The organism is Aliamphritea spongicola (genome assembly GCF_017051665.1).
Classification (GTDB): Bacteria; Pseudomonadota; Gammaproteobacteria; order Pseudomonadales; family Balneatricaceae; genus Amphritea; species Amphritea spongicola.
The window spans coordinates 37,424-51,260 of sequence record NZ_JAFIDL010000012.1 but is presented as its reverse complement, the minus strand read 5'-3'; the positions used below and the strand labels follow the sequence as shown (position 1 = coordinate 51,260).

General features: G+C 50.2%; 11 protein-coding genes. 5 read left to right on the top strand and 6 right to left on the bottom strand.

Annotated features, from left to right (window positions below):
• The 5 genes from JYB63_RS22055 to JYB63_RS22035 all read right to left on the bottom strand — a co-directional run.
• The coding region (locus tag JYB63_RS22055) for a retention module-containing protein (RefSeq protein ID WP_205660100.1) at positions 1–1,201 on the bottom strand (1,201 nt) is incomplete at its 3' end.
• Between the two features lie 757 nt (positions 1,202–1,958).
• Complete coding sequence (gene dddP, locus JYB63_RS22050; RefSeq protein ID WP_243432123.1) at positions 1,959–3,296, bottom strand: dimethylsulfonioproprionate lyase DddP; 1,338 nt, start codon at positions 3,294–3,296, stop codon at positions 1,959–1,961.
• 74 nt (positions 3,297–3,370) lie between these two features.
• Positions 3,371–5,410, bottom strand: coding sequence for an NADH:flavin oxidoreductase (locus JYB63_RS22045; protein ID WP_205660099.1), 2,040 nt, complete (start codon positions 5,408–5,410; stop codon positions 3,371–3,373).
• A gap of 180 nt (positions 5,411–5,590) precedes the next feature.
• Positions 5,591–5,803, bottom strand: a complete 213-nt coding sequence (locus JYB63_RS22040; protein WP_374730444.1) for a DUF3565 domain-containing protein — start codon at positions 5,801–5,803, stop codon at positions 5,591–5,593.
• Between the two features lie 45 nt (positions 5,804–5,848).
• On the bottom strand, positions 5,849–6,400 hold the full coding sequence (locus tag JYB63_RS22035) for a TetR/AcrR family transcriptional regulator (protein WP_205660097.1): 552 nt from the start codon (positions 6,398–6,400) through the stop codon (positions 5,849–5,851).
• Between the two features lie 156 nt (positions 6,401–6,556).
• On the opposite strand from JYB63_RS22035, the gene trpB reads away from it, so the two are divergent.
• Together trpB and trpA are read left to right on the top strand one after the other, a co-directional pair.
• Positions 6,557–7,786, top strand: a complete 1,230-nt coding sequence (gene trpB / locus JYB63_RS22030; protein ID WP_205660096.1) for a tryptophan synthase subunit beta — start codon at positions 6,557–6,559, stop codon at positions 7,784–7,786.
• Entirely contained in the window at positions 7,786–8,562 is a 777-nt protein-coding gene (gene trpA, locus JYB63_RS22025; protein WP_205660095.1) for a tryptophan synthase subunit alpha, read from the top strand. Before trpB ends, trpA begins: the two co-directional genes overlap by 1 nt.
• A 68-nt stretch (positions 8,563–8,630) precedes the next feature.
• Here the strand turns inward: trpA and speB are convergent, their stop codons facing one another.
• On the bottom strand, positions 8,631–9,548 hold the full coding sequence (speB, locus tag JYB63_RS22020; RefSeq protein ID WP_205660094.1) for an agmatinase: 918 nt from the start codon (positions 9,546–9,548) through the stop codon (positions 8,631–8,633).
• Positions 9,549–9,915: 367 nt separating this feature from the next.
• Here speB and JYB63_RS22015 point away from each other — a divergent pair, with 367 nt between their 5' ends.
• The 3 genes from JYB63_RS22015 to JYB63_RS22005 are packed head-to-tail and all read left to right on the top strand — an operon-like array spanning position 9,916 to position 13,801.
• Positions 9,916–10,644 (top strand): response regulator, encoded by a 729-nt coding sequence (locus JYB63_RS22015; protein WP_205660093.1) that lies wholly within the window; start codon positions 9,916–9,918, stop codon positions 10,642–10,644.
• Between the two features lie 47 nt (positions 10,645–10,691).
• Positions 10,692–11,432, top strand: a complete 741-nt coding sequence (locus JYB63_RS22010; RefSeq protein WP_205660092.1) for a substrate-binding periplasmic protein — start codon at positions 10,692–10,694, stop codon at positions 11,430–11,432.
• 11 nt (positions 11,433–11,443) lie between these two features.
• Positions 11,444–13,801, top strand: a complete 2,358-nt coding sequence (locus JYB63_RS22005) for an ATP-binding protein (RefSeq protein ID WP_205660091.1) — start codon at positions 11,444–11,446, stop codon at positions 13,799–13,801.
• Positions 13,802–13,837 lie beyond the last annotated feature (36 nt).

Sequence of the window (13,837 nt, the reverse complement as noted above, 5' to 3'; positions counted from 1 at the left end):
CGGCCAGCGCATCATCGATGGTGGCAATGTTGAAGGTCGCACTGCTCGCCGGACCGGTGATGGTCACATCGGCCACTTCAGTGATGTCCGTACCGGAGGCCGTGGTGTAGCTGTACGTCAGCGCCACGGTAACCGATTTACCCGCCGGCACCGCTTCGCTCAGGCTGACGGTGTAGTCAGTGGTGGTTTCACCTTCGACCACATCGCTCGGCCCGGTCAGGGAGACGATGACCTCATCCTTGGGATTATCAGGATTATTACCATCCTCATCCTGAAACTCACCGGATGCTGAAGCGCTACCCAAAGTAACATTATTACCGGCAACCAAACCGGCATTAAATACTTCAGCTCCCTCGAATAAACTATCGTCAGCCGGAATAAAAGTGACCGTAGCTGCGGCGTTTCCTCCTAACGTGAGAGTCTGTCCAGCACTCAAAAAGCTGGAAATTTCCTGCTGTGTACTTATTACAGTCGTGCCGGTTGCATCAGCAAATACGATCTGACTTATATCTTGAGAAGTAAAAGCATCTCCACCACTCACAGTAAAAATAACAGTGCTGTTTGCACCGTTATCAAAATCACGACTAACAGTGAAAATAACACTATCACCGACTTCACCTTCTATAGCAGAAGGATCTGTAGCAACAATATTTACAACTGGAGTAACTAATGGAACAACCAGTTCGGCAGGCGCTGGCTGCTGGTCATCGCCGCCATCCCGGCCATCATCGTCGGTACCTGTATCGTAACCAGCTTCAGCAATTACTGACTCGCCTGTACGCAATACTTCTCCGAGGCCGGTAAAACCATCATTCGCAGGGGCAGTACCGCCCCCCTCACCACCGGCAGCGGTTTCTTCCAACAACTCAGTAGGGTCGGCACCCGCCAGAATTAACTGTTCAATCTCCGACAGTTCAGATTCTTCATCCTGGCTCTGCTCTAACAGGGTTTGGATATTCAGATAGACTTCACCGGTTTCCGGATCAATCACAACCAGCGCAACGCTGTCCGATGGTAATTGCTCTACAGTCTCACCACCAAGGCTAACGACAGCTTCACTGTCCCCTGAAGTAATAAGCTTTTCACCTGGCTGTAGCTGATCATTAATCTGAACGGCCCGCATACTACCTGCCGTATCCAATACAACTACATCACCTTCAACACTAACAACATTTACAACTGCGTTATTGGTCTTATCCATAAGCCCCCCCCGGGCCAATCAGAGCAATCATAACTAGGTTTTTTGCCATTCATCCTTAAACGCAAACCAAGTCCATTGGCTTCACTACCCTGAAGCACAAAAAAATTATTTTTCAGTCATTACCGTTTAAACAAATCTAACCCGCATATAGCAGGCTACAACAAACATCTTTCTTACTTTCGGCTGCAAGAGAATGCGCCGCCGCGTTTAAAATCAAACAATTACTTGATCATACTGTTCATTCCAAAGAGCAAATTTGCTTGAATAAATCTAATAAGCTCTTGTTTTATTATGCGATATTAACAAAGTAAGCCGTTTAAAAAAACACCTGCACACACCGCAGTACCAATCATTCACAGTGGCCCAACGCATGAACATGTCAAAACTACGGTAAAAAGCCCGCCCATTAATTCTGGATTCAGCTCGAACTGCAGTTTTCAAACAAATTTCTAACAAAAAGATGACATTCTAATGCCAGAAAGATGATTTCAAGCTTAACTGAAAGCCTACCTAATCAATTAGTCGCAGATAATAATCAGCTACCCATTTTGCAGATAAAAAGGCCAATTAAGTCCCTCATACTTTGCTTACTATCGGCAGAACCAGAAAAGTATTTAACAGCTTATACACTGAAATTATTACGTTTTTTTATTGATGAGATACAACAAGCAGAGAAAAGACAGTTTGCAGAGATACGCAAACCGGGAAGGAAGTATACCGGCCACCAACATCCCGGAGCCGGTATACACGTCATGATTTAACTGAGGAAGTCAGCTTCGAAAGGAAAGTTAGTCAGGTTTTCATAGCCATCTTCAGTGATGATCACCTGATCTTCCAGCTTAACGCCTTCGCCACCACCAACAGCTCCAACATAAGCTTCTACACACAAAGCCATACCCGGTTCAAGAACACCGTCGTAGCCGTGCCCTTCTATATCTTCCGGATAGCGAATCGATGGATACTCATCACACAAGCCCACGCCATGCATCATCACGCCATAACGCAGATCCCGGTACTCAGGCGGCAAACGTAAACCCGCTTCGGTGACTTCGCGGAAACTCATTCCCGGTTTCAGTAACTGCATGTTGTACTGAATATGTTCGTAAGCAACCTGATAAAGATGTTTCTGCTGATCGGTAGGTTTTGCATCACCAATCATCCAGGTCCGTGACAGGTCCGCACAGATGCCATAGGGCCCGATAAGATCAGTATCAAAAGCCAGCAGCTCGCCATTTTGCACTACCCGGGGACCACACTCCTGAAACCATGGGTTGGTGCGTGGCCCGGAAGCAAGCAACCTGCATTCGATCCACTCACCACCACGGCGAATATTCTCCGCATGTAACACCGACCAGATATCATTTTCAGTTACACCCGGAACCGTCGCTTCCTTCATTAACTGCATTGAAATTTCAGTGGATGCAATCGAGCAGCGCATTGCATTGATTTCATCTTCGCCCTTAATAACACGGGCATGCTCCATCAATGCCTGACCATCACTGATTTCAATCCCGCACTTATCCAGCTCACGCAGCCCGGCAATTTCAATTTTATCAACGGCCAGCCGGCGATTTTCGCCACCATGCTCACGTAAGATGGAGTCAATTTCCTTTGCGAAGTGAGCCGCGTGCTCCCGAGTCCGGTCGCCGGTTTCAAAATAAAAGAACGAGGCGCCGCCACGGACTTCTTTCACCAACGGCAAGTACGAAGACAAATGTTCGCAATTATGGAAATCCCACAAAATCATATGCCCACTGGCCGCCACAAAGCATGCCCGTGCATGGTTATGCGTAATCCACAACTGCATATTAGTAGTATCGGTGGCGTAACGGATGTTGAGCGGGTCAAATAGCAGAACACCGGCCAGATCCTGTTTATTCAGCGCATCAACAATCCGCTGTAAACGAAATTCACGCATGCGGGTCAGATTAGGTGTTGTCAGCCCCAGCTCATCCCATTCATTAAATGCCAGGTCTGTTGGGCCAATTTCTACACGATCATTCTCATTTGGCGATCCATCCGGTTTAAATTGCCCGACTCTGCGCCGTGTCGGGTCTATCTTCCGGTTAGATGAACTGAATACAAAATCTGTCATTAGGCTTTCCTCACCTGTGCAATTACCCACGCAAACAGGGTCTGCGCGGGTAATCGATTTTATTGTTATTAAGACTAGATATCTTTCACCAGACGCAGCGCATCGTAGATCGCCGCGTGAGTATTTCTGGATGACACAGCATCACCAATTCTGAACAACTGGAATGCTCCGTCAGGATTATTAACTTTGGTTTGCGGTGTTCCGACGATCAGATCTTCATAAACCACTTCACCGGCGTTACTGGAAGTACCTTTCAGATCAAAGTAGATGTCATCCAGCGGTCGGGTACCATGGTTAATGACCACCTGATCCACATGCCGGTACTTTTCAACACCGCCATAATCACTGCCTACGCGCGCCACCAGCCCATCGCCTTCTTTCTGCACACTCTCCAACCGGAAAGTCACCGTAAATGTCACATCCTTCTGCTGCATTGCCCGCATATACGGCACCAGATTCATGGCCATCACTTCCGGCGCAAAGGCCCGGTCAGGTGTCATCACTTCAAGTTCTGCACCGCTGTCAGCGATCACTTCCGCCGCCTGCATAGCGGCGTGATCACCTGCATCATCAAATAACAGCACCTTTCCTTTTGGCTTCACATCGCCAGATAAAATATCCCAGGCAGATACTACCAGCTCATTTCCTGCCTCAAGAATTTCTGTATGTGGGTAGCCTCCGGTGGCAATAATCACAGCATCCGGTTTTAAAGTGGTCACATCAGCGGCTTCAGCCCAGGTATTGAAACGAAACTCAACCCCAAGCCTTTCACATTCAGCCATTCGCCAGTCAATGATCGATATCATTTCCTGCCGACGGGGGCTTTGTGACGTCAGTAGCAGCTGCCCTCCGGCCTGTGCTGCCGCTTCTAATACAATAACTTCATGGCCACGCTCACCTGCCACCCGGGCAGCCTCCATGCCAGCAGGCCCCGCACCTACAATCACCACTTTTTTCTTAACATCTGCCTTAGGAATATCGTGAGGCATTGTCAGTTCACGGCCTGTCGCCGCATTATGAATACAGAAGGCATCCCCGGCCTGATAGATACGGTCAAGGCAATAAGTCGCTCCAACACAGGGCCGGATCTGCTCTTCTCTTCCTTCAATGATCTTTCTGACAATGTGCGGATCAGCGAGATGTGCACGGGTCATTCCCACCATGTCCAGCTTGCCTTCCGCTATCGCATGACGAGCCGTCGCTACATCAGGAATCTTCGCAGCATGGAATACCGGCATATCCACTGATGAACGGAATTCGCCGGCAAAATCCAAATGCGGAGAATTACGCATACCCATCACCGGAATCACATCCGTCAGCCCGGGATCAGTATCGATATGCCCTCTGATAACATTCAGAAAATCAATATGGCCGGATGCCTTCAGTAACTTGGCTATTTCAACACCTTCTTCAAAACCAAAGCCACCTTTCTGAGCCTGATCTGCAGTGAAACGCACGCCGACAATAAACTCAGTACCTACCCTGGCACGGATGGCTTCAAGCACATCCAGCGTGAAGCGCACGCGATTCTGTAAACTGCCGCCATAAGGGCCTTCCAGCGTATTCGTCAGAGGCGACCAGAACTGATCATGTAAATGGCCATAAGCTTCGATCTCAATGCCATCCATCCCCGCGGCCTGCATTCTTTCTGCAGCATCGGCAAAGTCTTTGATGATGCGCTCGATATCCCAATCTTCCATCTGTTTAGGAAATGCACGGTGGGATGCCTCTCGTTCATGGGATGGTGACACCACCGGTAGCCAGTCACCTTTCGACCAGCCGGTCCGTCGCCCTAGGTGTGTGAGCTGAATCATGACTGCAGTGCCATGCTCATGACACTCATCTACCAGATCTTTCAGATAAGGAACCACCTCATCTTTATAGGCAAGAATGTTGTTAAACACTGGCGGACTGTCTTTAGATACCGTCGCAGAACCGGCGGTCATGGTCAGCGCTACACCTGCCTTTGCACGTTCAACATGATAAGCCCGGTAACGGTCTTTCGGCATGCCTGCTTCCGGGTAAGCAGGTTCATGAGCGGTAGTAATAATACGGTTACGTAATGTGAGGTGTTTCAGCTGAAACGGTTGGAGCAATGGATCTTTATGACTCATATCATCATGCCTGGTATATGTAACCCCGGTCAGACATCACCTCAATAACCGGCATTACTTATTGTTGTTATATTTGCTCGTAAGTCGCCCGTTCATTGTGGCAGCAGAACAAAGATTCCAGCCAATGATATTTTTTTCAAAACTGCATAAATTAATTTTATACCCTTTCTTATCTCCCAATCAGTATGGATTATCCCGGGGCTCACCCCGGTCACATTTTTTACAGGCCAGTAAATGCCCGATAAACTGGTCCCGCCCGGCAACGGTCAGCACCCACGGACGGTTAACCCATGGAGGATTGTGGCGTACATGCTGATTATGCCCACACGCCAGCTCAGCCACCCAGTGCAGCTCTTCATCTGTATGGAAAGCAATTATCGCCCGATGCATCATTCACATGTCTGCTATATAAAGCTGACTTATAACAGCTGTCAGCATTTACCCTTCGCTTAACAGGCCTTCCAGACGAACTAAAAGCTCACCGGCACCCGGCAATTCAGCATCAGGAAGTGCTTTAAGCGCCTGGCTGATTATCTGATCCCGACAAAACATCAGAATCCATTCCGGGCGGGTAATACCACCGGACTGCAGTGCTTCCAGACAACGCTGATGAAGCCCCTGATCAAATGACAGAACCTGATTGCGGGTAAGCTCATCCAACTTATAGTGCTCACCACATAAAATCCGGTAGATCATCAGATATTCCGGCTGCGTTGCGATGTTCAGATAAACCCTGATAACCGCTTCAGATGTATCAAGATCACTGGTCAATAGCTCTGAGCCGGTCATTTCCAGCTCGGCAGTTAACTGTTCCAGCAAAGCGATTAACAACGCCTGTTTAGTCGGAAAGTTGTTATACACAGTTGGCTTGGAAACCCCTGCCTCCTGAACAATCAGGTCAATCGATGTCCCCTGATAACCGTTTTCAGCAAACACCCTGCGGGCGGTATCCAGCAATTGCTGTTTTTTGGACGGACGACCTCGGGCCATAAACACTCCACATATCAGCCGGTCAACAAACGTCCACAGGCTATTGACGGGTGTAAAAATATTTATTATTTTTACCATACCGTTTAGTTAAATAATTAATTTCTGTATGCCGTAGCTTATCACCCTCCGGCACACCAGCCACAAAAGAGCGACAAAATGATGAATCAGGACGGGCAATTCGGTCAATACGGGGGAAGTTATATTCCCGAGATTCTTTTTAACAGCCAGCAGGAACTGCTGAAAGCCTACCAGGATGCAATGGCTGATCCGGCCTTCATTGCAGAAGTCAAAGATCAGCTCCAGCACTATTCAGGCAGGCCAACACCGCTGACACACTGCAGCCGCTTATCGGCAGCCATCGGCGGCGCCCAGATATACCTTAAGCGGGAAGATCTGAACCACAGTGGCGCTCACAAGATGAATAATGTTATTGGCCAGGGTCTATTGGCCAAACGCATGGGCAAGCGCAGGGTTATCGCAGAAACCGGTGCCGGACAACACGGCATCGCCAGTGCATTAGTTTCCGCACGCCTGGGGCTGGACTGCACAATCTATATGGGTGCCCATGACATCGAACGTCAGTATCCGAATGTATTCTGGATGAAGCAGCTGGGCGCCACCGTCGTACCTGTTAAAGAAGGCTCTGCCACTCTGAAGGATGCACTCGACGAAGCCCTGCGAGACTGGTCTTCAAATTACGCTGATACCTACTACCTGATCGGCACCAGCTGTGGCTGCACCCCTTACCCGGAAATGGTCAGCGGCTTTCAGTCAGTCATCGGTGAGGAAGTAAAAGAACAGGCCATAAACCAGTTCGGCACACTGCCGGATAAAATCTATGCCTGTGTCGGCGGTGGCAGCAATGCCTGTGGTATTTTCCTACCCTTCCTGAATGAAGACGTTGAGCTGGTCGGTGTTGAAGCCGGCGGGCGAAGCGATGCGCCGGGAGATCACGCCATGCGGTTTAATACCGATCAGGCCCGTTTTGGCATCGCCCAGGGATTCGCAACCAAGTTCCTGCAGGATGAACAGGGACAGCTACAACCAACGCACTCTATTTCTGCCGGGCTCGATTACGTTGGCGTATCACCGATTCTCGCCGATCTGGAAGAACAGGGAAAAGTCCGTATGACTCAGGCAAGAGACACTGAAGTAATGCAGGCCTTCCAGCAACTGGCCAGTAATGAAGGCATCATCGCCGCGCTGGAATCATCTCACGCTATCGCAGCTGGTTTGCGGGAAGCGGCTGAGATGGATCCGTCACAAAAAATCGTTATCAACGTTTCCGGCCGGGGTGACAAAGACATTTTTAACATCGCCAAAGCCCTGCAGGACGAACCTTTCAATGATTTTATCCAGTCTTATCTGACGCAGGAGAACAGCTGATGAGCGACCTGACCCAATACATTCGTCAGCAACGGACGGACAAACAGCTGCTACTGATGACCCACGTTATATATGGTTACCCAACCATTCCTGACAGCCTGGCAATGATGCGTCTGTTACTTGAAAACGGCGTTGAAATTCTCGAAGTACAGTTTCCGTTTTCAGACCCGGTAGCAGACGGCCCGGCAATTACCCATGCCTGCCATCAGGCACTTGGAGAAAAGCCACAACTGACGCAATGCATCCGGGATATCAGCCTGCTTGCCAGTGAATTCCCACAAAGCCGGGTATTACTGATGAGCTATCTGAACCCTGTGATGCAGTCAGGCCCATCACAACTGGCCACACTGATGGAGCAAAGCATCAGCGGCATCATCGTACCGGATATCGCCATTGAAAAGCAGCAACTGATTGCCCCGCTGACACAAACCGGCATTGATCCCGTATGGATAATTACCCCGGACACCCAGGAATCCCGTCTGCAGACAATCTGTAGTCAAGCCAGCGGTATGCTTTACTGTGTTAGCCGCGCCGGCGTTACCGGTGAGTCTGCGGATAAAAATCAGGCATTGGGGGAATATCTCCGCCGGATCAGCCAGCATACAGACTTACCGCTGGGTGTCGGCTTTGGCATTTCTGCTGCGGCAGATATTCAGGCACTGCGCGGTCACGCCGATATCGCCATCATTGGTTCCGCCTTTTTGAATGCTTACAACAGAAATGGGCTGGAAGGCGTAAAAGAAAAATTGACTGAACTTCAACAGGCTGCTGCATAACAGTCTGTTATATACATTCAGCTAAAATATGAAATGCGTGACGGAAACCCCGTCACGCGATACCCAATTCACATCTGGCTTGCTTTCAGATAAAGCATTTCAAGGGCCAGGGTCGCTGCCGCTAATGAAGTTATCTCAGCATGATCATAAGCCGGCGCCACCTCTACCACATCCATACCGACAATATTTACCCCGGATAAACCACGGATAATCTGCAAGGCACGGTCTGAGGTCAGGCCACCACTCACCGGCGTTCCTGTACCCGGTGCAAAAGCTGGATCAAGGCAGTCAATATCAAAACTCAGATACACCGGCCGGTCACCCAGTACCTGCCTGATCCTGGCAATACAGTCTTCAACACTGTGGTTATTGACCCAGCTGGCATCCAGTACAGTAAAGCCATGATTTTTCTGATTGAAATCCGTTCGGATCCCTACCTGAACACTGGCGACCGGATCAATCAGTCCTTCCAGCGGCGCATGGTAAAACATAGAGCCGTGGTTATAGGCCGCATCGCTCTCTTCGGTATCCGTATGAGCATCAAAATGCAGCAACGCCAACTTCCCATACTTCGCAGCATGCGCCCGCAATAACGGCAAAGTAACAAAATGATCACCGCCAATACTCAGTAAGGTCTTATCAGCTGCCAACACCCTGCCAGCGTGCAACTCAACGGTTTGCAGCATATCGTCGCCATTGCCGTCTTCATATACCAGATCCCCGTAATCCACCGCCTGCAAACGTTTACTCAGGGCAAACTGCCAGGGCCAGCGCCGCTCTTCCCAGCGTAACTGTGCAGATGCCTGACGCACCCCACTGGGCCCGAAACGGGTACCCGATCGTCCGGACGTTGCCAGATCGAACGGAATTCCCATCACGCACACATTAGTATCGTCATCCAGCGTTCTGGACAGCGGCAACCCCATAAAAGTAAAAATATTTGCATAGGTATTCGAATCAATACCCAAAAGCTCAGAATTGGTCATCGAGCAGCTCCCTATTAATAAAGAATATAAAAGCGCTCTCGCAAAAGAATCATAGATTGTCTTACGGACGTCAGGAGAACACCGTTGGCGGTCCCACGTTTAGAGTCGTGATGTTTGCGACTTTGGTACCTGAACAATCAGCACCAAACCGAATAATAATTCTGTTTATAATTAAAACTCAAGCCCTTTTCTGCACGCCGTTTTTTAACCTGCAACCAGCCGGGCAAAGCAGAGCATTCGTATAAACTTGTAAAACCTTGTAAATGAAATGTAAACAAGCCTTGCCTGAGCTAAGCTTCAGGCACTACTGTTGAAATAAAATAACAACAAATCCGGCCATTATTGCGCCGCATAAACGAAGTAACCTATGAACTCAGACGCCCGTATCCTGGTGGTCGACGATGAACCTGTCACCCGGGAATGCCTGACAAGCTATTTTGAAACCGAAGGCTTCCAGGTCTTTGAAGCCGAAACCGCTGAACAGGCGGAATCAGTCCTCAGCGAACACACGATTGATGTGGTATTGCTGGATATACGCCTGCCCGGAAAGGATGGCCTCACCCTGACCCGCGAACTTCGCGTTCATACAGAAGTAGGTATTATTCTGGTCACAGGCCGACAGGACGAAGTTGACCGTATAATTGGTCTGGAATGTGGCGCTGATGAATACGTCACCAAACCTTTTAACCCAAGGGAAATCCTCGCCCGAACCAAAAACCTGGTACGCAGGGTACGGCACTGTACAGAAGCCAAACCCACTGATGCACTGCCCAACAGCTTTAAAACCTTCGAGCGCTGGAAGCTGAATCTGGACCGCCGTCAACTGGTGGATGACCAGCAACAAACCACCCAGCTTACTGAAGGGGAATTCCAATTGCTTAGCACACTGATGAATCATGCCGGACAGATCATGAGCCGTGAACAGATTCTGGAGCAAATCCGTAACCGGGAATGGGTGCCCAGTGACCGTACTGTCGACGTACTGATCGGCCGCCTGCGACGCAAACTGGGAGATGACCCCGCGCAACCAAAAACCATTCTTACGGTGCATGGTGCCGGCTACCTGTTTACCCCAAAACCCGCCGAGTTATCGTGATCCGCTTTCTTACCGGGTTGTTCCTGACCTGCAGTCTACTGACTTCCATGTTACTGTCCACAGTGGCCAATGCAGACAGCCCACGGCCTGTGCTCACCGCCTGCGGACACCCCTTCTACCCACCGGTATCCTGGGTAAGTGAAGGACAGTTAAAAGGCCTGGCCCCGCAACTCACCCGGCAGCTTTTCGCGGAACTTGGCTATGATGTACAGCTCATCGCAGACACCAACTGGAAACGTTGCCTCTTAGAAGCACGACTGGGCAATATCGATATTGTTGTCGCCGCCTACCGTATCGCCAGCCGGGAAAGCTATCTGGCATTCAGTGAACAGTACATCATTGCCGATGAAGTCCGGATTTTCGTAAACAGTGATGCTGACTCCCCTATTACCGGCATGGATGACCTGCCGGGTAAAACAGTTGGCCTCTTACTGGGGGACAGTTTTGGTGACCGCTTTGATGCCTTTCTGCAAACCAACAGCCATATCGAATACGTTTCAAGAAATCAGCAAAACTTCAGCAAACTGGCTAACCAGCGTATTGATTACATGCCTATCGGCTGGCGCAGCGGCATGCTGCAAACACGCAAACTGGGCTTTGAGAACCACGTCATGCCCCTGCGGGAAAAAATCGCCAGTGAATATTATTACCTGGCCCTGAGTAAAGCAGGCAACCTCAGCCAGCATCTGCCGTATATTAATCAACGCCTGCAGGAGCTGCACAAAAGCAACCGGATCCGTAATATGATTCGCAGTAACAGCCTTGAATACCTCCACAACCCTCTCTGAGAGATAGCCTCATGCACGCCCTGCCTGACCTGATCCGCCAACTGCTTCGTTATCCAAAGGACCATCCTCTGGGTTACCGGATCATGCAGTATGTCAGCGCCTGCAGCTTTGTATTTATCCTGCTGTCCACTGCCGTTCAGCTGACACTGGACTACCAGCGGGAATTCCGGGCGCTGAACCAGCAGCTGGAAGTTATCCGCGACAGTTATCTGGCCAGTCTGGCAAAAAGCCTCTGGGACATCGATCAGGCACAAATAGAACTCCAGCTTCAGGGTATCGAAAACCTGCCGGATATCAGTGAACTTGAGCTGCGCCTCCCGACAACAGCAGCACAGGACCCTCTGCCCGAGCCCCATAAAAACATGCAACGGTTCGAACTTATCCACACCACCGCCAGTGGTCAGCAAAGAAACCTCGGGCAGTTAGATGTGCACATTGATATTCAGGGGATCTACAACCGAATCTATGCTAAGGGGTTCACCATCTTGCTGAACCAGACACTGCTGGTACTGCTTATCGTGCTGGTCATCCTGATAATATTCCACCGCCAGATCACCCGTCATCTGGAGGCCATGGCCACCTACAGCCGGGACATCGGTGCCGGACAACTGGAAGACAGCCTGCGTCTGAACCGGCACAAGCCCCAGCACCGGGACGAACTGGATCAGTTGGTCAGCGCCCTTAATGACATGCGCCAGGCCATTCAGCAGGACCGCCAGCGCCGGGACCAGGAACAACAGGAGCTGCGTTATAACCGCGATCAGCTACAAACCATGGTAGAACAGCGAACCGAAAGCCTGCGCCGCGCCAAAGAAGCCGCTGAAGAAGCTAACGATGCCAAAACCCGGTTTCTGGCCACCATCAGCCATGAAATTCGCACCCCGATGAACGGCATGCTGGGGATGATTCAGCTACTTGAAAACACGCCGCTAAGTAACAGCCAGCATAAACAGGTACAGGTTCTCCATGACGCAACAGACGCCCTTCTGGAAACCTTTAATCAGGTACTGGAATACGGCAGGCTGATAGAAGGTGCACATCAGGTGGAACAAAAACCCTTTGCCCTGCAAGCAATGCTGGAAAATCTGATCAGTCTGTTTGAACCCGGCGCAAGGGACAAAGGCCTGAAAATTGAACTGCATTATCCTCCCAGCCTGGCACCAGCTTATTTCGCTGCACACAGTAGCCTGCGACAAATACTGAATAACCTGTTGGCGAATGCCATCAAGTTTACCCATGAAGGTGAAATCACACTGACAGTATCGCAACTAACAGCTACAGCCGAAAGTCACACACTTCGCTTCAGTATCCGTGATACCGGCGTTGGCATTCCACAGCCCCTTCAGGAAAAAATATTTGAACGTTTTACTCAGGCTGACGAGAGCATTACACGGCGTTTCGGCGGTACCGGCCTTGGGCTCGCCATCTGTAAAGAACTGGCCTTGCAGCTTAACGCTGACATTGGCCTGCAAAGTGAAGCCGGCCAGGGCAGCTGCTTCTGGCTGGAAGTAAAGCTGCCTGTTTGTGACAGCCACCTCACGGCGTCAAACCCTGAGCTGACAAGTGACATATCAGCGCCACCTGGTAGTCAGCCTGAACTCAATATACTACTGGTAGAAGATGTACAGATTAATCAGGACGTCGTTCTGGGCCTGCTCGCACCATTTAATCACCGGATCAGCATTGCCAGTGACGGTGAGCAGGCACTGACACTTTGCAAACAACAAAGCTTCGACCTGATTCTGATGGATATGCACCTTCCCGGCCGCAGCGGACTGGAAATAAGCAAGTTAATCCGTAATAACCCGGAATTCCGGCATCAGAGCACACAAATCATTGCTCTGACAGCCAGCGTCCGCCAGGAAGATCTGCACACCTACCGGACGCTGGGCATCGACACGGTTATTGCCAAACCGGTCGACAGAAACCAACTGTTCAGTGCAATCTCTCACTCTGCAGACGACAGCGCCAACCTGTCTAACCCTGTTGAATCACCGGAATTTGCTGATCCCCTTCCTGTACTGGATAACAGCCTGATATCCATGCATGAAGAAATGCTCGGCCCTGAGAAAGTTCAAAAACTCATGGCAGGATTTGTTAACAGCTGCGATGAACTCTGGCCTGCTATCCGCCAAAGCCTGACTGAAAACGACCTGAGCAACGCCGAACAGCTTCTGCACAAACTGGCCGGTGCCTGCGACACCCTGGGCTTTCGTGCCGCCGGAACACTTTTACGGCATACCGAACAACAACTGGCAGATGCCAAAATCCCGGACCTACCAACACTGCTTCAACAGTTACATTCTGCCATTGAAGCAAGCCGGAAAATTGCTTCACACTGGCCAGAGCAGCAAAGAAACCAGGACTAACGCTATACCCAGCTGACCATTTCGGTCTACACTGAG

Coding starts and splice junctions, on each gene's coding strand:
- dddP (WP_243432123.1), bottom strand. CDS start 3,296: ATGACAGATTTTGTATTCAGTTCATCTAACCGGAAGATAGACCCGACA.
- JYB63_RS22045 (WP_205660099.1), bottom strand. CDS start 5,410: ATGAGTCATAAAGATCCATTGCTCCAACCGTTTCAGCTGAAACACCTC.
- JYB63_RS22040 (WP_374730444.1), bottom strand. CDS start 5,803: ATGATGCATCGGGCGATAATTGCTTTCCATACAGATGAAGAGCTGCAC.
- JYB63_RS22035 (WP_205660097.1), bottom strand. CDS start 6,400: ATGGCCCGAGGTCGTCCGTCCAAAAAACAGCAATTGCTGGATACCGCC.
- trpB (WP_205660096.1), top strand. CDS start 6,557: ATGATGAATCAGGACGGGCAATTCGGTCAATACGGGGGAAGTTATATT.
- trpA (WP_205660095.1), top strand. CDS start 7,786: ATGAGCGACCTGACCCAATACATTCGTCAGCAACGGACGGACAAACAG.
- speB (WP_205660094.1), bottom strand. CDS start 9,548: ATGACCAATTCTGAGCTTTTGGGTATTGATTCGAATACCTATGCAAAT.
- JYB63_RS22015 (WP_205660093.1), top strand. CDS start 9,916: ATGAACTCAGACGCCCGTATCCTGGTGGTCGACGATGAACCTGTCACC.
- JYB63_RS22010 (WP_205660092.1), top strand. CDS start 10,692: ATGTTACTGTCCACAGTGGCCAATGCAGACAGCCCACGGCCTGTGCTC.
- JYB63_RS22005 (WP_205660091.1), top strand. CDS start 11,444: ATGCACGCCCTGCCTGACCTGATCCGCCAACTGCTTCGTTATCCAAAG.